Origin of the sequence: Spirillospora sp. NPDC127506 (genome assembly GCF_040302145.1) — a bacterium.
Taxonomy (GTDB): domain Bacteria; phylum Actinomycetota; class Actinomycetes; order Streptosporangiales; family Streptosporangiaceae; genus Spirillospora.
The window spans coordinates 20,949-43,802 of the sequence record NZ_JBEORG010000033.1 but is presented as its reverse complement, the minus strand read 5'-3'; the positions used below and the strand labels follow the sequence as shown (position 1 = coordinate 43,802).

The 22,854-nt window shown below is 75.1% G+C and carries 18 protein-coding genes; 6 read left to right on the top strand and 12 right to left on the bottom strand.

Going from position 1 to position 22,854, the window contains the following annotated elements:
* Positions 1 to 31: 31 nt before the first annotated feature.
* The 3 genes from ABTW95_RS26740 to ABTW95_RS26730 all read right to left on the bottom strand — a co-directional run bounded on the left by ABTW95_RS26740 (position 32) and on the right by ABTW95_RS26730 (position 4,582).
* On the bottom strand, positions 32 to 2,308 hold the full coding sequence (locus tag ABTW95_RS26740; RefSeq protein ID WP_500227726.1) for an FdhF/YdeP family oxidoreductase: 2,277 nt from the start codon (positions 2,306 to 2,308) through the stop codon (positions 32 to 34).
* Between the two features lie 118 nt (positions 2,309 to 2,426).
* Positions 2,427 to 3,512, bottom strand: a complete 1,086-nt coding sequence (locus ABTW95_RS26735) for a S1C family serine protease (RefSeq protein WP_396448803.1) — start codon at positions 3,510 to 3,512, stop codon at positions 2,427 to 2,429.
* An 89-nt stretch (positions 3,513 to 3,601) separates the two neighbouring features.
* The gene (locus ABTW95_RS26730; RefSeq protein ID WP_500227725.1) at positions 3,602 to 4,582 is read right to left on the bottom strand and encodes a phosphotriesterase family protein; all 981 of its coding nucleotides are present in this window, start codon (positions 4,580 to 4,582) and stop codon (positions 3,602 to 3,604) included.
* 113 nt (positions 4,583 to 4,695) lie between these two features.
* On the opposite strand from ABTW95_RS26730, the gene ABTW95_RS26725 reads away from it, so the two are divergent.
* Entirely contained in the window at positions 4,696 to 5,310 is a 615-nt protein-coding gene (locus ABTW95_RS26725; protein WP_396448801.1) for a TetR/AcrR family transcriptional regulator, read from the top strand.
* 33 nt (positions 5,311 to 5,343) lie between these two features.
* On the opposite strand, the gene ABTW95_RS26720 is transcribed toward ABTW95_RS26725, so the two are convergent.
* The 7 genes from ABTW95_RS26720 to grpE form a co-directional block, all read right to left on the bottom strand.
* Entirely contained in the window at positions 5,344 to 6,246 is a 903-nt protein-coding gene (locus ABTW95_RS26720) for an LLM class flavin-dependent oxidoreductase (RefSeq protein WP_396448800.1), read from the bottom strand.
* A gap of 80 nt (positions 6,247 to 6,326) precedes the next feature.
* Complete coding sequence (locus ABTW95_RS26715; RefSeq protein ID WP_500227724.1) at positions 6,327 to 8,048, bottom strand: TRAFAC clade GTPase domain-containing protein; 1,722 nt, start codon at positions 8,046 to 8,048, stop codon at positions 6,327 to 6,329.
* A gap of 4 nt (positions 8,049 to 8,052) precedes the next feature.
* The gene (locus tag ABTW95_RS26710) at positions 8,053 to 10,029 is read right to left on the bottom strand and encodes a GAP1-N2 domain-containing protein (RefSeq protein ID WP_500227723.1); all 1,977 of its coding nucleotides are present in this window, start codon (positions 10,027 to 10,029) and stop codon (positions 8,053 to 8,055) included.
* Positions 10,029 to 11,267, bottom strand: a complete 1,239-nt coding sequence (locus tag ABTW95_RS26705; RefSeq protein WP_396454340.1) for a TRAFAC clade GTPase domain-containing protein — start codon at positions 11,265 to 11,267, stop codon at positions 10,029 to 10,031. The genes ABTW95_RS26710 and ABTW95_RS26705 overlap by 1 nt, the downstream gene beginning before the upstream one ends.
* Complete coding sequence (locus tag ABTW95_RS26700; RefSeq protein WP_500227722.1) at positions 11,267 to 13,873, bottom strand: SaeA-related protein; 2,607 nt, start codon at positions 13,871 to 13,873, stop codon at positions 11,267 to 11,269. The genes ABTW95_RS26705 and ABTW95_RS26700 overlap by 1 nt, the downstream gene beginning before the upstream one ends.
* A gap of 26 nt (positions 13,874 to 13,899) precedes the next feature.
* Positions 13,900 to 15,483, bottom strand: coding sequence for an Hsp70 family protein (locus ABTW95_RS26695; RefSeq protein ID WP_500227721.1), 1,584 nt, complete (start codon positions 15,481 to 15,483; stop codon positions 13,900 to 13,902).
* A 7-nt stretch (positions 15,484 to 15,490) separates the two neighbouring features.
* On the bottom strand, positions 15,491 to 16,345 hold the full coding sequence (grpE, locus tag ABTW95_RS26690) for a nucleotide exchange factor GrpE (RefSeq protein WP_500227720.1): 855 nt from the start codon (positions 16,343 to 16,345) through the stop codon (positions 15,491 to 15,493).
* Positions 16,346 to 16,580: 235 nt separating this feature from the next.
* Here grpE and ABTW95_RS26685 point away from each other — a divergent pair, with 235 nt between their 5' ends.
* Positions 16,581 to 17,225: an ACT domain-containing protein gene (locus ABTW95_RS26685; protein WP_396448795.1), complete on the top strand. Its 645-nt coding sequence runs from the start codon at positions 16,581 to 16,583 to the stop codon at positions 17,223 to 17,225.
* 78 nt (positions 17,226 to 17,303) lie between these two features.
* Positions 17,304 to 18,854, top strand: coding sequence for an AMP-binding protein (locus ABTW95_RS26680; protein WP_500227719.1), 1,551 nt, complete (start codon positions 17,304 to 17,306; stop codon positions 18,852 to 18,854).
* Here the strand turns inward: ABTW95_RS26680 and ABTW95_RS26675 are convergent.
* The gene (locus ABTW95_RS26675) at positions 18,851 to 19,768 is read right to left on the bottom strand and encodes a carbohydrate kinase family protein (RefSeq protein WP_396448793.1); all 918 of its coding nucleotides are present in this window, start codon (positions 19,766 to 19,768) and stop codon (positions 18,851 to 18,853) included. The genes ABTW95_RS26680 and ABTW95_RS26675 overlap by 4 nt on opposite strands.
* Positions 19,769 to 19,908: 140 nt before the next feature.
* On the opposite strand from ABTW95_RS26675, the gene ABTW95_RS26670 reads away from it, so the two are divergent.
* From ABTW95_RS26670 to ABTW95_RS26660, 3 genes are read left to right on the top strand one after another with little or no spacing between them, the layout of a single operon-like run.
* A complete protein-coding gene (locus ABTW95_RS26670; RefSeq protein ID WP_500227718.1) occupies positions 19,909 to 20,553 on the top strand; it encodes a class II aldolase/adducin family protein in 645 nt (214 codons plus the stop codon).
* Positions 20,554 to 20,589: 36 nt separating this feature from the next.
* Complete coding sequence (locus ABTW95_RS26665; protein ID WP_396448791.1) at positions 20,590 to 21,393, top strand: enoyl-CoA hydratase; 804 nt, start codon at positions 20,590 to 20,592, stop codon at positions 21,391 to 21,393.
* 18 nt (positions 21,394 to 21,411) lie between these two features.
* Positions 21,412 to 21,831, top strand: a complete 420-nt coding sequence (locus ABTW95_RS26660; RefSeq protein ID WP_500227717.1) for a TIGR03668 family PPOX class F420-dependent oxidoreductase — start codon at positions 21,412 to 21,414, stop codon at positions 21,829 to 21,831.
* A 12-nt stretch (positions 21,832 to 21,843) separates the two neighbouring features.
* Here the strand turns inward: ABTW95_RS26660 and ABTW95_RS26655 are convergent, their stop codons facing one another.
* Complete coding sequence (locus ABTW95_RS26655; RefSeq protein WP_396448789.1) at positions 21,844 to 22,842, bottom strand: ADP-ribosylglycohydrolase family protein; 999 nt, start codon at positions 22,840 to 22,842, stop codon at positions 21,844 to 21,846.
* Positions 22,843 to 22,854: the final 12 nt, after the last annotated feature.

Here is a 22,854-nt window from a genome sequence, read left to right as displayed (position 1 = left end):
CCCCGCGACCCGCGCGGGCCGGGTCCGCCCGTCAGGACGGTTCGAGGCGGATGATCACGGACTTGGAGGTCGGGGTGTTGCTCACCGCGGCGGTGCTGTCGAGGGGGACCAGGACGTTGGTCTCCGGGAAGTAGGCCGCCGCGCAGCCGGGGGCGGTGGGGTAGGAGACGACGCGGAAGCCGGGGGCGCGGCGCTCGATGCCGTCGGTCCACTCGGAGACGAGGTCCACCGTCGCGCCGTCGGCGATGCCGAGGCCGGTGAGGTCGGCCGGGTTGACGAAGACGACGCGGCGGCCCGCCTTGACGCCGCGGTAGCGGTCGTCGAGGCCGTAGATGGTGGTGTTGTACTGGTCGTGGCTGCGGACGGTCTGCAGCAGGAGGCGCCCCGGCGGGACGCGGAGGACCTCCAGCTCGTTCACCGTCAGGTTGGCCTTGCCGGTGGCGGTGGGGAACCTGCGTTCGTCGCGGGGGGCGTGGGGGAGGGTGAAGCCGCCCGGCTCGCGGATGCGGGCGTTGTAGCCGGCGAAGCCGGGGACGACGCGGGAGACGTGGTCGCGGATCACGTCGTAGTCGCGCTCCATCGCGTCCCAGTCGATGCCCGTGGCGGGGAGCGCGGCCTTCGCGAGGCGGCAGACGATCGAGACCTCGGAGAGCAGGTGCTCCGACGCGGGGGCGAGGCGGCCGCGGGAGGCGTGGACCATGCCCATCGAGTCCTCCACGGAGACGAACTGCGGGCCGGACTCCTGGTCGTCGCGCTCGGTGCGGCCCAGCGTCGGCAGGATCAGCGCCAGCTCGCCGGTGACCGCGTGGGAGCGGTTCAGCTTGGTGGAGACCTGCGCGGTCAGCCGGCAGTTCCGCAGGGCGGCCTCGGTCACGGCGGAGTCGGGGGTGGCGCGGACGAAGTTGCCGCCCATGCCGAGGAACAGCCTGGCCCTGCCGTCCCGCATGGCGCGGATCGCGCCGACGGTGTCCAGGCCGTGCTCGCGCGGCGGGTCGAAGCCGAACTCGGCGGCCAGGGCGTCCAGGAACGCGGGCTTCGGCCGCTCCCAGATGCCCATCGTCCGGTCGCCCTGCACGTTGGAGTGGCCGCGCACCGGGCAGACGCCCGCGCCGGGGCGGCCGATGTTGCCGCGCAGCAGCAGGAAGTTGACGATCTCCCGGATCGTCGGCACCGAGTTGCGGTGCTGGGTGAGGCCCATCGCCCAGCAGACGATGATCCGCTTCGCGGTGAGGACGTCGCCGAGCGCGGCGGCGATCTCGCCGCGGGTCAGGCCGGTCGCCTCCAGGACGTCGCCCCAGTCGAGGGCGCGGACGTGCTTCTCGAACGCCTCGAAGCCGTGGGTGTGCGCGGCGAGGAACTCGCGGTCGACGGCGTCGGGCGCGTCCGATTCGAGCAGCATCCGGTTGAGGGCCTGGAACAGCGCCAGGTCGCCGTTCAGCCTGATCTGCAGGAACCGGTCGGCGAGCACCGTGCCCTGGCCGGTCACCCCGGACGGGCGCTGCGGGTTCTTGAACCGCATCAGCCCCGCCTCGGGCAGCGGGTTCACCGCGATGATCCGGGCGCCTTCCTTCTTCGCCCTCTCCAGCGCCGACAGCATCCGCGGGTGGTTCGTCCCGGGGTTCTGGCCGACGACGAAGATGAGATCGGCCTTGTAGAGGTCGTCCAGCAGCACCGAGCCCTTGCCGACGCCGAGCGTCTCGCTGAGCGCGGACCCGGACGACTCGTGGCACATGTTGCTGCAGTCCGGCATGTTGTTCGTGCCGAACGCGCGCGCGAACAGCTGGTAGGCGAACGCCGCCTCGTTGCTCGTCCGGCCGGAGGTGTAGAAGACGGCCTCGTCGGGGGAGTCCAGCGCGTTCAGCTCCGACGCCAGCAGCCCGAACGCCTCGTCCCATCCGATCGGCTCGTAGTGGGCGGACCCGGCGCGCTTCACCATCGGCTCGGTGAGGCGCCCCTGCTGCCCGAGCCAGTGGTCGGACCGCTCGGCCAGCTCGGCGACGGTGTGCCGGGCGAAGAACTCGCGCGTGACGCGCCGCGTCGTCGCCTCCTCCGCGACGGCCTTCGCGCCGTTCTCGCAGAACTCGGCGACGTGCCGGTGGTCGCCCTCCGGCCACGCGCACCCCGGGCAGTCGAACCCCTGCTTCTGGTTGACGCGCAGCAGCGTGAGCGCCGTCCGCCGGACGCCCATCTGCTCGTACGAGCTGCGCAGCGCGGCGGTGACCCCGGGGACGCCCGCCGCCCACGTCTTCGGCTTGGTGACCTCCAGACCCGATTCGTCGTAGTCTCCGGCGGGCGCCTTGCGGGCCATGGCATCCACTTCCTCGTGCTCGGGCGGTCGTCCCCCCACCACTCTCGCACGCCATCGGCGGTTTGACCCCTTACCGATCCGCACGATGGAAACGTGCTTTCGCGCGGCGGCCCGGACGCTACTGGGGAGGGCCCTCCGCGAGGCGGAGGGTGGTGCTCATGCGGGCGCCCTGGCGGGTCGTCCATTCGATGCGGACGGTGTCGCCCGGGTGGCGGTAGTGCATCAGGGTCGTCAGCGCGGACGGCGAGTCGACCGCGTCGTCGCCGAAGGCCACGATGGCGGCGCCGGCCGGGATGCGGGCGGCCTCCGCGGGCGAGCCGGGGACGACCTCGGCGACGAGCGCGCCGGGGGAGCGGCCGTTGGAGCGGACCTTGACGCCGAGCATGGCGGTCGGCCCGATGTGCACGGTCGAGGACGCCTCGCCGCGCTGGATCTGCCGGGCGATCTCCAGCGCCCGGTCGGACGGGATCGCGTAGCCGCGGTGGTTCTTCTTCTCCTGCGTCCCCTTCGCGGACGTTCCGGCGGAGGCAGCGGTGTTGACGCCGATGACCTTCCCGGCGGTGTCGAGGAGCGGGCCGCCGGAGTCGCCCGGCTTGATCGGCGCGTTCGTCTCGATCAGCCCGGTGAGCCGCTCGGACGTGCCGCTGCTGTCGTCGCGGGCCGTCACGGCCTGGTCCAGCGCGGTGACCCTGCCGGTGACGACGGTGGGCGCGCCGCCCTTGCCGCCCGCGTTGCCGACCGCGGTCACCACGTCGCCGACGTTCACCCCGGACGCGGAGGCGAACGCGGCGGTCTTGAGCCGGGCCGCGCCGGTCAGCCGGACCACCGCGATGTCGCCCGCCCGGTCGTAGCCGACGACCTCGGCGGGGTAGGTGCGGCGGTTGTCGGTGTCCGTCCCGGTGATCGCGGTGGCGCCCTTGATCACGTGGTTGTTGGTCAGCACCAGCCCGTTCGGGGTCAGCACGATGCCCGTCCCGGCGGCGCGGGTGCCGTTCAGCTCCTGCTCGGTCTCGATGTTGACGACGCCGGGCTTGCGGCCGCTGGGCTCGGCCTTCTCGGCCTCGGTGGTCCGGACCGGCGGCGGGACGTCCTCCGGCCCGCCGCTCTCCATCACCCGGCAGCCCGGGACGAGGAGGGCCAGCAGCGCGGCGAGCAGCATCGGTATCGCGGCCCGGACGCCGCGGCGCACGCGGTGGTCGCTCACCTCGCTGCCTCCTCCCGCAGGTTCCTCCAATGATTCCCGATTCCAGTGGATTAGTCCGAGATGTGGAGGAGGCAGGGAGATCGAGCAGTTCAGCGGGTGAAGTACCGCCGGGGGTTGTCGACCAGCATCTGGTCGAGCTGGGCGTCGGCGACGCCGGCCTCGCGCAGGGCGGGCAGGACGTCGTCGGTGATGTGGCGGAAGTTCCAGTTCGGCTGCATCGCCGGGACGGTCGCCGGGTCGGGGCCGAACCAGTCGATGAAGCAGCTCGCGTCGTGGCTGAGGACGATCCGGTCGGCGTATCCGCGCTCGCACAGCGACGCGATCGTCGCCACCCGGTTCTCCGTCGGGTTGATGATGTCGAGGCCGAACCGGTCCATGCCGAGGATCGCGCCGGTGTCGGCCAGCTCCATGAGGTAGTCGAGGTCGTTGCTGTCGCCCGCGTGCCCGATGACGACCTTGGCGAGGTCGACGCCCTCCTTGCCGAGGATGTCCACGACCGCGCGGCCCGCGTGGATCGAGCTCTCGGTGTGGACGGTGACCGGGGCGCCGGTCTCGCGGTGCGCCCCGGCGACGGCCCGCAGGACCCGCTCGACGCCGGGGGTGAGGCCGGGCGCGTCCACGGCGCACTTGAGGAACGCCGCCTTGACGCCGGTCCCGGCGATGCCCTCGGTCAGGTCGCGGGTGAAGAGCGCGATCATCGGGTCGGGGCCCTCGTCCAGCAGCGTGCCGGGGCCGCGGTAGTGGAACTGGAACGGGACGTCGTTGTAGGTGTAGATGCCCGTCGCGGCGATGATGTTGAGCTCGGGGACCTGCCCGGCGATCCGCTGGATGCGCGGGATGTAGCGGCCGAGCCCCCACACGGTCGGGTCGGCGATCGTGGTGACGCCGCGGTCCACCAGCTCGCGCAGCTTGGCGACGGCGTCGGCGACCTTCTCCTCCTCGTCCCACCAGTCGCCGAGCCCGTAGTTCTCGACGTTCTCGGTGCTGAGGACGAAGACGTGCTCGTGCATGAACGTGCGCCCCAGGCCGGTGACGTCGACGGGGCCGCGGACGGTCTCTACTGCGGGCATCGGCTCTCCTCGGGAAATCGCGACCGCCGGATGCATACCGACCAGTCGGTTTCTGGCAAGCTAAGACGAGGGACGCACCCCAGTCAATGCCCGCTCCCCAAGGAGGTGCCCAGGTGACGGACACGGTACCGGTGCCGGAGTCGACGGCCCCCGTACGGCAGAGCGCGGTCGAGCGGCGGATCCTGGACGCCGCGCTCCGCCTGTTCGCCGAGCGCGGCTTCGACGGCACGTCCGTGCAGGGCATCGTCGAGGCGGCCGAGGTCACCAAAGGCGCGCTCTACCACTACTTCGACTCCAAGGACGACCTCCTCTACGAGATCTACCACTCGCTGATCGCCCGCCAGCTCGCCGACCTCGGCGCCGTGCTGGCCCGCGGGCTGCCGCCGCGCGAGGCCGTCCACGCGGTGCTGACCGGGCTCATCCGCAGCACGGCCGAGCACATCGACGAGGCGAAGGTGTTCTCCCGCGAGAAGGACCGGCTGGACGACGCCCGGATGCGCTCGGTCCGCGCCGACCGCCGCCGCTACCACGTGATCTTCCGCGGCCTCGTCGAGCAGGGCCAGCGGGACGGCGTGTTCAGCACCGCCACCCCCGCCGAGACCGTGACGATCGTCGCGCTCGGCATGGTGAACCAGATGCCGTCCTGGTACCGCCCGGACGGCCCGAAGAGCGCCGACCGGCTGGCGGACGAGGTGGCCGGCTTCATCCTCGCCGCCCTGGACCGGTGAACCGCCCTGGACCGGTGAAGCGGACGGACGCGCTCAGCGCCTGGTCTGGAGGTGGAGGACGGCGTCGCGGACGTCGGCGAGCTCGGCGGCCCAGTCGTCCGGCGGCGCCATCGGCGCCAGGACGAACTTCGACAGCCCCGCCTCGACGAGCCGCTTGAGGTGCGCCTCCAGCCCGCCGAGATCGGGGACGACGTCGTCCTGCGGCGCCGGCCCGCTCACCCGGCGCACCCGCGCGAACCGGGCCTCCGCCTCCGGCGGGAGCGGCCCGCGCCGGTAGGGCACGACCGCGCCGAAGTGCTCCTCCTCGATCTCGCGCCCGGCCGCGGCCGCCGCCTCCTGGACGATCGCGCGGCCGCGCTCGCCCTCGGCGGGCGTCGGGAACGCGGCGAGCCAGCCGTCCGACAGGCGCCCGGCGCGGCGCAGCTCCGGCTCGGCCGTCCCGCCCATCCACACGTCGAACCCGCGCGCGGCCGGTTTCGGCAGGACGCGCAGGGCCTCGTAGCGGAACCGCGGCCCGTCGTGGGTGACCTCGTCCTCGGCCCAGAACCGGCGCAGCAGCGGCAGCGCCTCCTCGAAGACCGCCGCCCGCTCCTCGCGCCGCACCCCGAACGCCTGCTGCTCCCCCGCGTGCCGCTGCCCGAGCCCGAACGCGGGCAGCAGCCGCCCGCCGGACAGGACGTCCAGCGAGGCCAGCTCCTTGGCGAGCACGGCGGGGGCGCGCCCCGGCAGGGTCATCACGGCCATCCCGAACTTGATCCTGGACGTGAGCGCCGCCGCGTACGTGAGCGCCACGACCGGGTCGAGGGCCGGGCCGGTGACCCGCTCCGACACCCACAGCGAGTCGAACCCCTCGCGTTCGAGGCCGAGCGAGAGCGCGGTCAGCGGCTCGGGGCCGAGGGCGGACGCCGCCGGGGCCATGCCGATGCGAATGATCACTTCTCGACCGTACGCCGAGTCAGTTCTGTGACGCAACCTTCGCGGGCCGGGCGGCGGAGAGGACGTGCGTCGCGGCGGGCTCAGAACGGGAACCGCTCGGCCGCGGCGAGGACGGCCCCGGTCACGGTGGCGATGGTCAGGGCGGACACCCCGGACAGCACCGCCCAGCGCCCCACCTGGTACCCGGCCGGGACGCGGGCGGCGCCGCGCCCCCGCACCGGCCAGGGGGCGCGCAGCGGGGCCGTCCCGGGCGGTTCCTGCGGCGCGTCGGTGAGGGGCGCGTCGCCGTTGGACGCCGCGGCGGGGCCGAGCCCGGTCACCCAGCCGAGCAGGTCCGCGACGTCCGCCGGCTCGGTGGCCAGGCCGGACGCGAAGTACCGCACCTGCGCGGCGACCTGGTCGAGGGTGCGGACGGTGTTGCCGAGGCCGACCCGCCCGAGCCATTCGCGCAGGTCGGTGTCCTCGTCCAGGCAGCGGCCGATCTCGGTGCGGACCAGCAGGTCGGTCTTGGTGACGACGACGGCGACCCGCTTCTGCCGGCCCTGGTCGGGCCGCGACCGCAGGTCGTTCAGCACCCGCTGCAGCGTGTCGGCCGGGTCCTCCTCCGACGACACGGCGGCGTGGTCGATGAACTCGCGCTCGTCCCCGGTGAGGGCGCGGCGCAGGTGGGGGAGGGCGAACGGGTCGACGACGAACAGCAGCGCCTCGCTGTGGTCGAGGTAGCGCAGCGACTCGACCTCCGTCGCGCCCGTGTAGTGCTCGCCCGCCGGGTCGAACAGGTACAGGATGCGGCGGGCGCGCCCCGGCAGCTCGACGTCCACCATGGTGGCCAGGGGCAGCTCGGGGCCGGTCTTGGCGAGGCGCCCGCCGCGCTGGAACTCGCGGATCGCGCCCGCGTACGCCTGCGCGTGCCGCTGCTCCACGAACGCGAGCCGCCCGTGGACGGCGCGGGCGCGGGCGTGCAGCGCCCGGATGCCGAGGACCATGAACGTCGTCTTGCCGGCGGCGGGGCCGCCGACGAACGGCAGCGGCTCCACGCGGACGCGCCCGATCCGCTCCGGCAGCCGCCCGCCGCAGTGCGGGCAGTACGCGGCCAGCCGGAACCGCCCGAGCGGGACGGTCGTGGGCAGCCGCGCCCCGCAGCGGCACACGTTCCGGAACGCGCCGCGCGCGCCCGGGGTGAGGCGCCGGTGCCGCGCCCCGCATCCCGGGCACTCGTACTCCGGCAGGCCGATCCGCTCGTAGCAGAACGGGTGCGGGCAGGTCTGCAGGATCCGCCCGTACATCATGAAGCCGCGCTCCACCGCCGCGAGGACGAGCACGCACACCAGCCACGCCGCGAGCCCGACCGCCGCGACCACCCCGTACAGGGCGGTCAGCGCCAGCACGAACACCGACGCGGGCACGGCGGCGGCGACGATGCCCGCGCACAGCGCCAGCCAGACCGGGAGGACGAAGAACCCCCACGGCCCGCCGAGCAGCGTCCGCGTCAGCCGCACGACGATGGTCCGGGCCGTCCGGTACACCTGCGGGACGACCGTGCGGCTGATCGTCCACCAGTCGCGCCACACCTGGCCGAGCAGGTAGTGCCGGTACGCGACGTCGGGGGCGGCGACCGGCGACGGGCCCTCCAGGCTGGACGGCGCGAGCGTCCGGCACGCGTGCAGGTAGTACACCCCGAGCGCGGCCGCCCCGGCGACGACGAGCGTCGCGGCGAACAGCACCGGGAACACGTACATGAAGCCGAGCCACATGGCGCCCAGCCACACCGCGATCAGCAGCAGCACGATGATCGGATGCACGCGCTCACCCCCCGCCCTCGGCGAGGAGGTCGCGGAGCGCGGCGCGCAGCTCGGGGCTGCGCGCCAGGTGCGCGTCGAGCTGCTTGCCGGCCAGCCACCGCCCGGCCGCGGCCCGCGCCCACGCCTCCAGCGACGGCTCGGCGACGCCGCGCCTGCGCAGCCGCAGCACCACCTCGACCAGGTCGTTGCGCTGCTCGATCTCGCGGCCGAGCAGCGGGCCGCGGCCCGCGCGGGCGCGCCCGGTCAGCTCGGCGGTCCACCGCTCCGCGAGCCGGGCGCGGACCGGCGCCGGCACGGCCGCCAGCAGCTCCGCGCGGAACCGCGGCGGCCGCCCGGCCAGCCGCCGCGCCGCCCCGATGAACGCCTCGTCGGCGAGCTGCCGGGTCGCGCCGCCCGCGTCCGCGATCTCCGCCAGGGCGCGCGCCGCCCGCTCCGGCTTCGCGGTGATCGCCGTCCCGTACGCCTGGACGACGGCGGCGTCGCGCCCGGCGGGCCCGTCCGGCATGATCTCCCGGACCCGCTCGGCGAGCCGCAGCGTGCCGGTGTCGGCGAGGTGCTCGCCGCCGGGGAAGGCGAGCCGGGTGAACGTCCGGGACGGCAGCCCGGCCAGCGCGGGATGCGGCCCGTGCGCGTCCAGGAGGTCGGTGCACTCGCCCGCGGACGGCGGCGCCTCCCACACCTCCCGGAGCGCCGCGTCGAGGTCGGCGCCGTCCAGCCGCAGCAGCTCGCCCGTGACCGCGATGCGGCGGCCCGGATGCCTCCGGGCGACCGACGTCAGCACGGGCACCGCGACGCCGGGCACGGCCCGCAGCCGCTCGGCGTGCGGGTACAGCCGGTCGCAGGCGTCCGGCGTGAGCACGGCCGCCCGCCCCGCCGCGAGCCCGCCGATCAGCCCGTCGAGGACCGCGTCCCGCAACTCGGCGGGGGCCCGGCCGTGCACCGCGAGCGCCAGGTCGAGCCCCATGGACGGGACGCCCGGCACGAGGTCGCGCCACACCCATTCCGGGATGTCCGGCCCGTGCCGCGCCAGCAGGTCGGCCGCCGCGCGCTCCTCCGCCGCCGTGACGGTCGCGTCGCCCCGGCACAGCGCGAGCAGGGCGGCGGCGCCCTCCTGCGCGGGGTCGTTCAGCGGCGCCAGCTCCCCGAGGGCGTCCAGGCCGCCGAAGTCGGCGGCGCGCCAGCAGCCCGCGACGGTCCGCGCGAACCGGCTCGCCGGGCCCTCCGCGCCGCCCTTGTGCAGGTCGAACGCGGACGCGTGCGGCGCGTGGTGGCGCATCGCGGCCCAGATCGCGGGCGTGGTGCCGACGAGCCGCTGCGCGGCGCCGTCCGGGTCGGCGGTGTAGGTGACGAACGACAGCCGCGCCGCCGCCGCGACGGGCAGCGAGTACGACACGACCGCGATCCAGCGCGCGATCAGCTCGACGTCCTCGGCGACCAGCACGACGCGCCCGTGCCCGCGGCCGAGGACGCCGGCGACCGCGTCGACCAGCGCCGCCAGCAGCCCGTAGGGGTCGTCCGGGCCGGACACCGCGAGCCACGCGGCGAGCGCCTCGGGGGCGAGCGCGGCGCCCGGCGTCAGCTCCTCCAGCGGGTCGAGGACGGCGCCGGGCGCCGGCGACCGCGCCCAGTGCGCGGCGTGCCACAGCTCGGCGGGCCGCAGCCCCTCCAGCTCGTCGGGCTCCGCCACCACCGCGTGCGCGAAGAAGTTGCCGTAGCGCCCCGAGTAGTCGCGGCCGAGGTAGCGGCAGCGCAGCAGCAGCGGGCGCCCGTCCACCACGTCGTACAGCAGCGACACCGGGAACCGGCCGAGCTCGGCGTCGTCGGGGGCGGGCGGCGCGTCCGGCGGCGGCCGGTACGACAGGTACGGCGTCACGCCCGCGCGGACCCCGTCCGGCAGGCCGGGCGTCTCCGCGACGAACTGGAACCCGGCCCGGCCGGTCGGCCCGCGCCGCGCGGAGGTGTAGTGCAGCTGCCAGGCCATCAGCCGCCCCCGGGGCGGACGCCGTCGAGCATCCCGAACCGGTACAGCAGCCACAGCAGCGGATCCTCGGCCCGGTACGGCCGGACGCCGCCCGCGCCGACGCGTCCCCGCTCGGGGGCGCCGCCGAGCGCGGACAGCCCGAACAGCGCGTGGTCGGCGTACTGCTGCCCGAGGTAGGTGTCGAGCTGCCCGGCCTGCCAGTCGTGCAGCAGCGCCCGGACCTGCTCGTTCACCGCGTCCCTGTCGTCCAGGTCGAGGACGCCCTGCCCGGACCGCGACCGGTGCAGCGCCGACTGCTCCAGCAGCCCCGGCCGGAGCACGTCGATCTTGGTGAGCGCGACCGCGACCGGCACGGGCAGCGGCTCGCCCGGGCGGGTGCCGTGCCGCTGCCGCAGCGCCTCGGTCACCCGGGCGATGATGTTCAGCGGCTCGCTGTCCGGGTCCTCGCCCGCCGCGCGCGGCGGCGGCACCGCGTCCCGCACGCCCGCCCGCGCGCCGGGCAGCTCCAGCGGATCGACCAGGAAGATGATCGCGTCGGCGGCCTCCAGGTACCGCAGGTGCAGGTCGGTGACCTCCCGGCTGCGCAGGTCCTCGCCCGCCGTGTCGAACAGCACCAGCGCCAGCGACTCGTTGCGCGGCCGCGAGAAGCGCCCCCGCCGCGTCCGCGTCAGCAGGTACACCAGCGGCTCGCGCGGGCCGGTGGCGGCGCTGGCCGTCGTCGGCAGCAGCCGCCGCTCCTCCAGCAGGGGCCGCGCGAAGTCGCGCTTGTACCGCTCGATCGTCCGGTCGTCGCACGCGACGAGCGAGGCGTCCAGCTCCGTCCCGACCCGGTTCATCAGCTCGTGCAGCAGCACCGCGATGTAGGTGCTCTTCCCGGCGTTCTTCGCCCCGACCAGCGCGACGATGCGGCCCGGGGAGTCGCAGTACGCCGACGGCAGCGGGTTGTGGCACTCCGGGCAGGCGCGGTTCCCGGTCGGCAGCCCGCACTCCGGGCAGTCCGCCCGCCCCTTCCGCCCGGACGCGGCGAACACCGGCGGCAGCGACGCGCCCGCCGTCGACCCGGTGTACTCCGCCAGCTCCTTGTCGAGCACCGGCGCGCAGCCCTGCCGCCGCCCCACCTGGCCGCGGCACCGGAACAGCACCCGCTGCGGCGCCACGGACGCGAAGCAGTAGGGGCAGGTGATGCCCTGCCGGGACGGCATCCCGGGGATCCCCACCCGGGCCAGCGGGCGCGCCATCACGTGACCTGCAGCCGGCGGACGGGAGGGTCGCTCAGCTCGACGCCGTCGTCGTCGGCGAAGCAGCGCAGCCAGTACGGCCCGGACGCGTCCGGCGCCGCCAGGGACAGCTCGCCCGGCACCGGCACCTGCTCCCAGGCGCCCAGCGTGTCGCCGTCGCCGGGGCGGTGCGGCATGACCCGGCCGGCGCGCAGCACCAGCGACAGCCGCGCCACCCGCAGCGGGCGGGCCGAGGTGAGCCGGATCGTCAGGGAGCGCCGCCACGGCGGCCCGGACCGCAGCACGTCGTAGCGGACGATGGTGCGCGCCGCGACCACCTCGGTCACCGCCGGCCCGGTGACCCGCGCGCCGCCCACGGTCCCCGCCGCCGCGGCCGACACCTCCACGGCCGCGTCCTCGGGCACGGGCAGCCGCACCCCGCCCTGCGTGGCGTAGGAGGCCCGCGTGACCACCTCGGTCCGCGACTCGCCGCCGACCCGGTACCGGAGGTCGACCTCGGCGACGTCCGCCGGCCAGTCGAACCCGACGTGGACGTGCCCGCCGCGCCGCTCGACGACCAGCCGGCGCGGCGGCGGCAGGTTCACGTGCCGGTGGTAGGCGCCGATCGCGGCGGCGCCCTCCGCGACCGTCACCGCGAGCAGCCACCCGCCGGCCCCCGGCCGCGTCTCCAGCCCGCCCGGCAGCGGGGTGCACGCCATCCGCCGCGTCTCCCGCCGCACCTCCTCCAGCGGGACGATCGCGCTGCGCGGCCACGGCGGCGGCCCGTCCGACAGCACCAGCTCCACGGCCCCGTGCCGGGGCGGGTCGAACCGCACCCGCACCAGCCCCGGATCGGCGGGGTCGGTCTCCGCGCGCATCTCGTACACGGGCTCGGGCGGCGCGCTGGGCGTGGCCGACGCCCGCACCCCGTCGGTCACGACCTCGCGGCCGGACGCGTCGAGGTAGACGGCGCAGACCAGGTAGTGGTGGGTGCGCCCGTTCGGCACCCGCTCGCGGAACCCGTCCCGCCCCGCCGGCACGGCCTTGCCGTCCCGCACGACGACGACCCGCGCCGCCTCCGCCGGGCACCGCCACCGCCCGGTCACCTGCCCGTCACCGGCGATCAGCTCGACGTCCGACGGCTCGGGCCGCACCACGACCGGCCCGGTCACCGCCGGCGCGGCGACGCCTTCGCCCCGGACCGCGAACACGGCGTAGTACACGGGAGCGTTCACCGGCGGCCGCTCGTCCACCACGCCCGCGATCGGCTCCCCGTCCCGCACGTCCCGGGGCGCGCGCCCGGCGCGCCGCACCGCGTGGTACCCGATCTCGCCCGCGGTGGAGGGCGACGCCTCCCACGACAGCCGCACCGTGCCGCCGTCGACGTCGGCGCGCAGGGACGGGACGGGGCGGGGCGGGAGCCGGCGCTGGTGGTGGGCGGCGCCGGGCAGGTCGCGGACGAGGCGGAGGGCGTCGGCGAGGAGGCGGAAGGCGCGGTCCGGGTCGGGTTCGGCGGCCGCCGTCTCGCGGAGGCGCAGCGCGGTGTCGAGGCGGTGCCGGGCCTCGGCGGCGAGGACCTCCTCCTCGGGCGGTTCCCCGTGCTGGGAGGAGCCGTGCTGGGGGCCGGGGGAGGGGTGCGGGATTTTCGCGGCGTCGGCGAGCTCGGCGGCGGCGTACACGTCGCCCGCGTCGAGGAGGGCGCGCAGGCGCCCCGCGAGGCCGCCGCCCGGCCCCGACTCGCGCAGGAGCGCGAAGACCAGGCGGCGGGCGTCGCCCTGCTCGATGCCGAGGTCCTCGATCGCGTACCGCAGGAGGGCGCGCTCCGACGCGCGCTGCCGCAGCCGCTCGCGGAGGCGGTCGACCACGTCGAACAGCAGCAGGGCGTGCGGGTCGTCGGCCGAGCGCAGCGCGGCGAGGACCGTGTCGGCGTGGGTGGTGCTGGTGTCGCGGCTGCGCCGCGCCCATTCGGCGCCGGCGGCGGCCACGGCGGCGCCGTCGAGGCGCAGGTCGCCGCCGGGCGCGGCGAAGCCGCCGAGGACGCGGATCGGGCCGGCCAGCCGCGGCCCGAACAGGAAGTCGGCGAGGTGCCGCTTGCCGAGGACGTCCAGCGACTCGCGCACCTTCCGGTACGCGGGGTAGGGCGCGGCGGCCGGCAGCGGGTCGGGTTCGCGGATCTCGATGCCGTCGGCGGCGGCCAGCGCCGCCAGCTCGGCGCGGGTCACCCCGCCGGTGCGGGCGATCGCCTCGACCTCGGCGGGCGCCGCCGTGCGCAGCGCCCCGGCGGCGTCGGCGAGCCGCGCGCGGGCCTCGCCGCGGCGCCGCTCGGTGCGCTCCGCGCCGCCGCGCAGCCGCGCCTGCAGCGGGCGCAGGTCGCCGCGCTCGGCGGCGGCGAACAGCGGGGCCAGCTCGCGGTGCTCGGCCTCCAGCCGGTCGATCAGCTTGCGGTACTTCAGCTGCCCGCGGGCCCGCCGCCAGCACTGCCGGACCTGCTTCACCCGCGCCGCGACCGCCGCCGCGCCCAGGGAAGCGTCCAGCGCGTAGCGGACGCGCAGGTCCTCGGGGGGCTGGTCGCCGGCGGCCCGCGCGGGCTCCAGCACCTCCCGCCGGTAGTCGTCGTCGAACGCCACGGGCGCCTCCAGGGATCGGGCGGGCGCTAGCTGACCTGGACCCGCGAGAGGGCCTTCCGGGAGCGCTCGACCTCCTCCTCGGACATGCCGCCGACGTCCACCTTCAGCTCCAGCTTCTCGCCGGTCTCCTTCTCCACCGCGGTGACGTTCAGCAGCCCGGACGAGTCGAGCGCGAACGTGACGCCGATGGGCCAGCCCGCCTTCTTGCCCGGCGGGACGCGGATCTCCCCGGTGGCGATCTCGGTGTTGTCGATCAGGTCGGCGGACTCCACGACCCCGGCCTGCTCCATGACCCGGATGTCGGCGGACGTCTGGTCGTCGTAGACGGTGAAGAAGTCCTCGGTCTTGGCGGCGGGCAGCTCGTCGTTGGCGTGCACGAGGTGCGCGACGTTCTCGGCGCCGGTCTCCCGGTCGACCACGACGATCCCGAAGGCGTGCGAGGCGACCGTCTTGATCTGCCGCCCGGCGATCTGCTTCTGCTGCTCGGCGGACAGGCCGGCGCGCGCCGCCATCTCCTCCGCGCGCTCGGCGGCGCCCTCCCGGACGAGCCGCCGGTAGGTCTCCTCGAACGCGTACAGCGCGGCGCCCTTGGCGACCGCGAGGTCGGGGTCCTGGAGGCGGGGCGTGAGGCCCAGCTCGGTCTCCAGCCGCGCCGCGACCACCGGCATCTTCGTGGACCCGCCGACGAGGACGAGGTCGTCGTAGTCGTGCACGCCCTTCTCGGCGGCGGTCGCCAGCGTCCGGCCGGTGATCTCCACGGTGCGGTCGAGGAGGTCCTTGGTCAGCTCCTCCAGCTTCTCCCGCGTCACCTCGACCGCCGCGACCCGCCCGCCGTGCATCACCCGGACGGTGTGGGACGTGCGGGTGGTGAGGGCCTTCTTCGCGTCCTCGGCGTCGCGGCGGAGCTGCTGCTCGGTCTGCTTGTCGTCGAGCGGGTCGCCCGCGCCGGGGTGCTCCTCCCGGAACCGCTCGGCGAGGTGCTCGACGAGCCGCGCGTCCCAGTCGGCGCCGCCCAGCTCGTGGTCGCCGTCGGTGCACACGACCTCGATGTGCCCGTCGCGCAGCGCGATCACGGTGGTGTCGAACGTCCCGCCGCCCAGGTCGTACACCAGGATCGTGCGGTCGGTCTCCGGGTTGAGGACGCCGTAGGTGATCGCGGCGGCGATCGGCTCGGACACGATGTCGATGACGTTCAGCCCGGCGATCCGCCCCGCCTTGCGGGTCGCGTCGCGCTCGGCCGCGCCGAAGTACGCCGGGACGGTGATGACGACGTCGCGGGCGTCCTCGCCGGTGGTGGTGCGCGCGTCCGTCGCCAGCTTCAGCAGGATGAACGCCGACACCTCCTCCGGCGTGAAGTCGATCCCGTGGATCGGCCGCGTCACGTCCCGGCCCATGTCGCGCTTGATCAGGCTGACGACGTTGTCGGGCTCCAGCACCGCGGTGTCCTTCGCGGTGGCGCCGACGACGACGTTCTCGCCGCTCTCGAAGAAGACGACGGACGGCGTGGTGTCGGTGCCCTCCAGGTTCCGCAGGACCGCGGGCCGCCCTACATCGTCGATGGAGGCAATGCAGGAGTACGTGGTTCCGAGGTCGATCCCGTAGACAGCCATGTCCCTCTCACCTGTCGGTCCCGAGTCCTGAGTTGTGTGCGCGTCCGGTTCCAAGAGTCGCGCCGCGTTCCGCCCCCTCGCGGTGACTTGGGACGGTTTTGACCGCGGACCCCGATCCGTTCGCGCTCGCGTCCGCGCCCCTGTCCGCGTCCGCGTCCGCGTCCCCGTCGGCGTCCGCGTCCCCGTCCGCATCCGCGGCGAGCTTGCCGACGCTGACCGCCGCCTTGCGCAGCACCTTCCCGCCCTGCTCGAACCCGTCGGACTGGACGGCGGTGACGGTGCCGTCCGCGAGCGGGTCGGCGACCGGGGTGACGGCGACGGGGCGGTGCCGGGCGGCGTCGTAGGGGGCGCCGGGCTCGACCGTGAAGCGCTCGACGCCGAGCCGCGCCAGCGCGTCCGCGACGTCGTCGGCGAGCGCCGCCAGCAGCTGCGCGGTCCGCCGCGGGTCGGGCGGTTCGGCGAGGTCGGGCGAGGCGAGCCGGTCGGACTCGCGGCGCGCCTGGTCGTGCAGCCGGTACAGCGCGGTGCGGACGGGCTCCAGCATCCCCTGCAGCTCGCCGCGGCGCAGCCGCTGGTTCTCCTCGTGCAGCCGGTCGATGACGGCCTCGCGGTGCGCCGCCCGCTCGTGCTCGCGGTCGAGCCGCGCCGCCAGCCCGGCGAGGGCGTCCCGGACGTCGGCGCGGAACGCCTCGTCGGCATCGTCCCCCGCCGCGTCCCCCGCGCTCGCCGGCGCCGCGCCCGCCGCCTCGTCCCCGGCGGTGGCCGCCTCCGGCCCGGCTCCCTGGTTGACTGAGCACTTTTCATCCGGCCGGTCGCAGGCGGCGTCACCTTGCGCGGGCGGCCGAGGATGAAAGGCGTTCACTGGGGGTTCCCCGTCCCTCGACACGTGGAGTTACCTTAATGCTGGACGGCATGCGTACGGCAGGGTCTGATGATGACCTTGTCTGGACTCTAGTTTGACCCGTACCCGTCATTCCAGCACCGACTTGCGGCTCCGTTTTCTCTGGATGACACCTACGGGTAACACCGGGGAAACGGGTGTCGCCGAAGCTGGGGGCCTCCCGGGGACGTCCCGGCGGGAGAATTGGAGGTGCCCGATGTTGCTGCGGATACGCGTCCGGCTGCCCGACCGCCCCGGCTCGCTGGGGCAGGTGGCCCGCACCCTTGGCGCGGCGGGCGCCGACGTGGTGCAGATGGCGGTGCTGGAGCGCGGCAGCGGCCGGGCGATGGACGACTTCACCGTGGCGTGGCCCGCCGGCATGGGCATCGAGCGGCTCATGGAGGGCCTTGGATCGGTCCACGGGGTGGACGTCGTCGGCATCTGGCCGACCCTGGAACCGCAGGGCGCGTTCCCCGACGCCGCCGTGATCGGGCAGGTCGGGGCCGTCCCGGAGCGCGGCATGGAGATCCTCGCCGACGCCGTCCCGGCCCTGCTGAGCGCCGACTGGGCGGGTCTCGCCGAGCCGGTGGCCGGGGGCGGCGCGGTCCTCGTGCACGCGAGCGCGGGCGGGGTGTCCGGCGCCGACCTGCCGGGCCTGGAGCCGCTGCGGCCGCGCGCGTTCACCGCGCCGGACGGCACCCAGTACGCGGTCTGCCCGCTCGCCATGGGCGCGGTCGCGCTGGTCGCCGCGCGGACGGGCGCGCCGCCGTTCCACCGCACGGAGGTGTTCCGCCTGGAGCAGCTGGCCGGCGCCGCCGACGCCGTCCTCTACGGCGCCCCGGTCGCGCGGACCGCCCGCTGAGCCGCTGACCTGGCCTTCCCGGCGAACCGGCTCTAGAGTCGCAGATCAGGACTCCGCCGCGTTCCCAGGAGGTGGCCGATGGCCGCGCTGCTCCGCCCGTACGCAGACGCCAGGCCGGACGAACCCGCCATCACCGACGAACGCGGCACGACGTCGTGGCGGGAGCTGGACGCCAGAACCGGCCGGCTGGCGGACGCGCTGCGCGGGCTGGGCCTCGCCGCCGGCGACGCGATCGCGGTCCACTCCGGCAACCGGCGCGAGTACTTCGAGCTGATGTGCGCCGCCGGCCACATCGGCGTCCGGTACGTGATGGTCAACTGGCACTGGACGGCCGACGAGCTGCGCTACGTCCTGGCGGACTCGGGCGCGCGGGCGCTGTTCTCCGAGGACGCGTTCGGCGACGTGGCGCGGGAGGCGTCCGAGGGGCTCGGCCTCGCCGCCCGCGTCGCGTTCGGCGGCCCGGTCGAGGGCTTCACCCCGTACGAGGAGTTCCTCGCGGCGGGCGCGGAGGGGGACATCGCCGACCCGGTGATGGGCTTCCCGATGTTCTACACGTCGGGCACCACCGGGCGCCCGAAGGGCGTCAGCCGCAAGCAGCTGGGCGCCGGCGCGCCGATCGAGACGGCGAGCCTCGTCGGCGACGTGTTCGCCGAGCTGCTCCGGATCCCGGAGGGCGGCCGCTCGCTGCTCGTCGGGCCCGTCTACCACTCGGCGCAGTGGCTCTGGTCGCTGGTGTTCCTGCTGCGGGGGCGCTCGGTGGTGATGCGGCGGGACTTCGACCCGGCGGAGACGCTCCGGCTGATCGACGAGCACGCGATCACCAACGTCCATCTCGTCCCGACCCAGTTCGTCCGGCTGCTGCGGCTGGACGAGGAGGTGCGCGCGGCGTTCGGCGGGGCCGCCCTGGCGGCGGTCTGGCACGGGGCCGCGCCCTGCCCGCCCGAGGTCAAGCGGCGGATGATCGACTGGTTCGGGCCGATCGTCCACGAGTACTACGGCTCGACCGAGGCGTCGGTGAACAGCGTGATCACCGCGGAGGAGTGGCTGAAGAAGCCCGGCAGCGTCGGCCGCCCGCTGCCGACGACCGAGGTGCACATCCTGCGCGAGGACGGCGAGCCCGCCGCGGCCGGGGAGCCCGGCCAGATCTACTTCCGGTACACGAGCGGCGACGACGTCGAGTACTGGGGCGACGAGGAGAAGACCCGCTCGGTGCACCGCGCGGACGGGCTGTTCACCACCGGCGACGTCGGCTACCTGGACGCGGACGGCTACCTGTTCCTCGCCGACCGCGCCATCGACATGATCATCAGCGGCGGGGTGAACATCTACCCGGCGGAGATCGAGGGCGTGCTGATCACCCACCCGGCCGTCCGGGACGTGGCGGTGTTCGGCATCCCGGACGAGGAGTTCGGCGAGCAGGTGAAGGCCGCCGTCGAGCTCTCCGACGGCGCCGAGCCGTCCGGCGCGCTCGCCGCCGAGCTGATCGAGCACGTCCGGGCCTCGCTCGCCGGCTACAAGGCCCCGCGCTCGGTCGACTTCGTCGACCGGATGCCGAGGACCCCGACCGGCAAGCTCTACAAGCGCCTCCTCCGCGACCCGTACTGGGCGGGCCGGAAGCAGAAGATCTAGTCCAGGAGGGCGAGGACGGCGTCCAGGCCGGTGAGGCACGCGTCGGAGCCGAGCCCCCGGGCCACGGTCGCCGCGGCCGCCGTGCCCCAGCGGGCCGCCTCCAGGACGTCCCGCCCGTGGACGAGCCCGGTGATGAATCCCGCGCAGTACGCGTCGCCGCAGCCGGTGGTGTCGACCACCTCGACGGGCAGGGCGGGCAGCCGGTGGACGCCCCCGGCGGTCGCGACGAGGCTGCCGTCCGCGCCGAGCGTGACGATCACCGTGCCCGGCCCGCGCTCCAGCAGCGTCCGGGCGGCCTTCTCGGGATCGGCCTCGCCGGTCATCGCCGCGGCCTGCTCCTCGTTCGGCAGGAAGTGGTCGACGTACGGCAGGAACGCGGCGGCGCCGGCCAGCAGGTCGGGCATGTTGGACAGCAGGTCCATCGTGACGACCGTGCCGCCGCCGCGCGCGGCCGAGAGCATCGCGAAGAACGCCGGGTCGTTCAGCCCGAACGTGACGTCCGGCCCGCCGAGGTGCACGACGCCCGCCGCGCTGAGCAGGCCGGGCCCGACCGCGCCCGGGCCGAGGGTCAGGTTGGCGCCGGGGACGTGGAAGCTGGGCCGCCCCCCGTCCGGCCGGATCGGCAGGATCGACGCGCTCGTCTGGTCGGCCGTCCGCCGGACGAGGCCGGTCGCGTCCACCCCGTTCCGGGTCATGATCGTGACGAGCAGGTCGCCGAGGTCGTCGTCCCCGATCGCGCCGACCGAGATGACGTCGTTGCCGAGGCGGGCGAGCGCCACGGCGGTGCCGGCCGCGGCGCCCGCGGCGGTCACCCGGATCTGCTCCACCACGACGGTGTCCTGCCCGTCCGGGATGCCCTCGACGGGACGGGCGAGCACGTCCAGGATGTGCGCGCCGAGTGTGACAACGGTCATGACCGGCCCCTTGGCGGGCCCCTGCCGGCCTCGGTCGACACGGCGGGCGCCGGTCGGCGGAACACCTCGGACGGGGGGCCCGGTGATCGTCAGGGCCGTAGCGTACGCGGTGGAGACCGGGAAACGTGAGAGGTATTCGCATGTTGTTGAAGGATGAACGGCGTGAGCTGTGCGAGACCGGCCGGCGGCTGGCCGGGAGCGGCCTCGTCACCGGCGCGTCGGGCAACATCAGCGTCCGGGCGGGCGACCTCGTCGCGGTCACGCCCGCCGGGATGATGCTCGACCGGATGGAGCCCGCCGACTGCCCGGTGGTGAACCTGTCCTCGCAGCTCGTCGAGGGCGAGCGGGCGCCATCGTCGGAGACGCCCATGCACCTCGCGCTCTACGCCGCGACCCCGGCGGCGGCGATCGTGCACACGCACTCGACCTACGGCGCCGTCGTCGCCGCGACCATGTCCGAGCTGCCGCCGATCCACTACAACACCCTGCTGCTGGGCGGCGTGGTCAAGGTCGCCGAGTACGCCACCTACGGGACGCCCGAGCTGGCGGAGAACGTCCGGGCGGCCATGGAGGGCGGCAAGCGCGCCGCGCTGATGGCCAACCACGGCGGCGTCACGATCGGCCGCGACCTGGAGGAGGCGTACGAGAACGCGCGGCTGCTGGAATGGCTGTGCGGCGTCTACGTCCGGGCCAAGGCGATCGGGGAGCCGCGCGTCCTGACCGAGGCCGAGCTGGCGGAGGTGGTCGAGCGCGGCCTCGCGCCCCCGGAGTTCCCGCGCGTGTAACCTAACGCTTGTTAGGTTCACTCCGGGAGGCCCGCTTTGCCCTTCGTCCTGATCGACAAGCCGCGCCCGCACATCACCCTCATCACGCTCAACCGCCCCGAGCGCATGAACGCGATGGCGTTCGACGTGATGGTCCCGTTCCGCGAGGCGCTGGAAGAGGTGAGCCTCGACAACGGCACCCGCGCCGTCGTCGTCACCGGCGCCGGGCGCGGCTTCTGCTCGGGCGCCGACCTGGAGAACCCCGGGGACATCCCCGGCATCGACGGCCTGACCCTCCCCACCATCGCCCTCCGCTCGATGGAGCTGCTGGACGACGTGGTCCGCGCGATGCGCCGCGTCCACCAGCCGGTCATCGCCGCGGTCAACGGCCCGGCGATCGGCGGCGGCCTGTGCCTGTCGCTGGCCGCCGACATCAGGATCGGCGCGGAGACGGCGCTGTTCCGCGCCGCCGGGATCAACAACGGCCTGACGGCGAGCGAGCTCGGCCTCAGCTACCTGCTGCCGCGCGCGATCGGCTCGTCCCGCGCCTTCGAGCTGATGCTGTCGGGGCGGGATGTGGACGCCGCCGAGGCCGAGCGCATCGGCCTGCTGTCCCGCGTCGTCCCCGGCGACAAGCTGCTCGACTCCTGCTACGACCTCGCCGAGCGGATCGCCGCGTTCAGCCGCCCCGGCGTGGAGCTGACGAAGCGGATGCTGTGGTCCGGCCTGGACGCGGCGAGCCTCGACGCGCACATGGGCCAGGAGGGGCTCGCGCAGCTCTACGTCCGCCTGACGACGCAGAACTTCGAGGAGGCGATCAGGGCACGCAAGGAGCACCGCCCGCCGGACTTCAAGGACTGAACGTGGCAGGCTGGCGGTGTGCCGAAGCTCTCGCCGGACGAGGCGCGCCGCCTCCTGACGACCGTCCCGGTCGTGCGCCTGGCGACCGTGGGGGAGGACGGGCGCCCGCACATCGTCCCCGTGACGTTCGCCGTCCACCGGGGCAGCGTCTACACGGCCGTCGACCACAAGCCGAAGAGCACCCGCGACCTGCGGAGGCTGGCCGACGTCCGCGCCAACCCGCGCGTGGCGCTGCTCGCCGACCACTACGAGGACGACTGGTCCCGGCTGTGGTGGGTCCGCGTGGACGGCGCCGCCCGGATCGTCGCGGACGCGGCGGGCATGGCCGGGCCCGTCGGGCTTCTCGCGGACCGCTACGCCCAGTACCGCGACCGCCCGCCCGAGGGCCCGGTCATCGCGATCACGATCGACGGGTGGACGGGCTGGTCGGCGACCTGAGGCGGCCGCGGATCAGTCCCAGGCCCCGCCGATCCGCGCCAGGTCGTGGGCGTACTCGATGCGCGCGGCCCAGCCGGCGGGCCAGGCGTCCATGCCGAGGCGGGCGCCGGCGAACGCGCCGGCCAGGCAGGCGATCGAGTCGGAGTCGCCGGAGCTGGCGGCGCCGCGCCGGATCGCCTCGACCGGCTCGTCCGGGAACAGCAGGAAGCACAGCAGGCCGGTGGCGAGCGCCTCCTCGGCGACCCAGCCCGCGCCGGTGGCCTCGCACGGGTCGGACGCGCGGTCGCCGCGCCGGACGGCCTCGTCCAGGCGGTCGAGGACGCCGAGGCAGTCGTCCCAGCCGCGGGCGATGAACGTCTCCGGAGCGTCGGCGCCGGACCGCCGCCACAGGCCGGCGAGCCACCGCTCGTGGTAGACGCCGCGCTGGCCGTGGCACCGCGCGCGGAGCGCCCCGGGGAGGTCGGCCGGATCCATGCCGTCGGCCAGCCACCGGATCGCGAACGCGGTCAGCTCGCTGGCGGCGAGCCCGGTCGGGTGCCCGTGGGTGAGGGCGGCCTGGAGCTGGGACGCGCCCGCGCGCGTCTCGTCCGTCAGACCGGGGGCGAGGCCGACCGGGGCGACGCGCATGTTGGCGCCGCAGCCCTTGGAGCCGGCCACGGTCGCCTCCACCCAGGGCCGTCCGGCCTCAAGGTCCCGGCACGCGCGCAGGCACGTGTTGCCGGGCGCCCGGTTGTTGTCCGGGCTGTTGAGCCAGTCGACGAAGCGCCGCCGCCACATGGGAGTGATCAGGTCCGGGGTGAGCGGCGGGTTCGCCAGGGCGTCCAGGAGCCCGAGGCCGACCGCGATCGCCATCTGCGTGTCGTCGGTGACGAGCGCGGGATCGCCGTCGAGCCCCGCGGGCCCGCGGTCGCCGAAGCGCCGCCCGATCTGCTCCATGGTGAGGAACTCGGTCGGCGCCCCCAGCGCGTCGCCGTACGCCAGCCCGAACATCGCCCCGCTCGCCCGTTTCATACCGGGCATTCT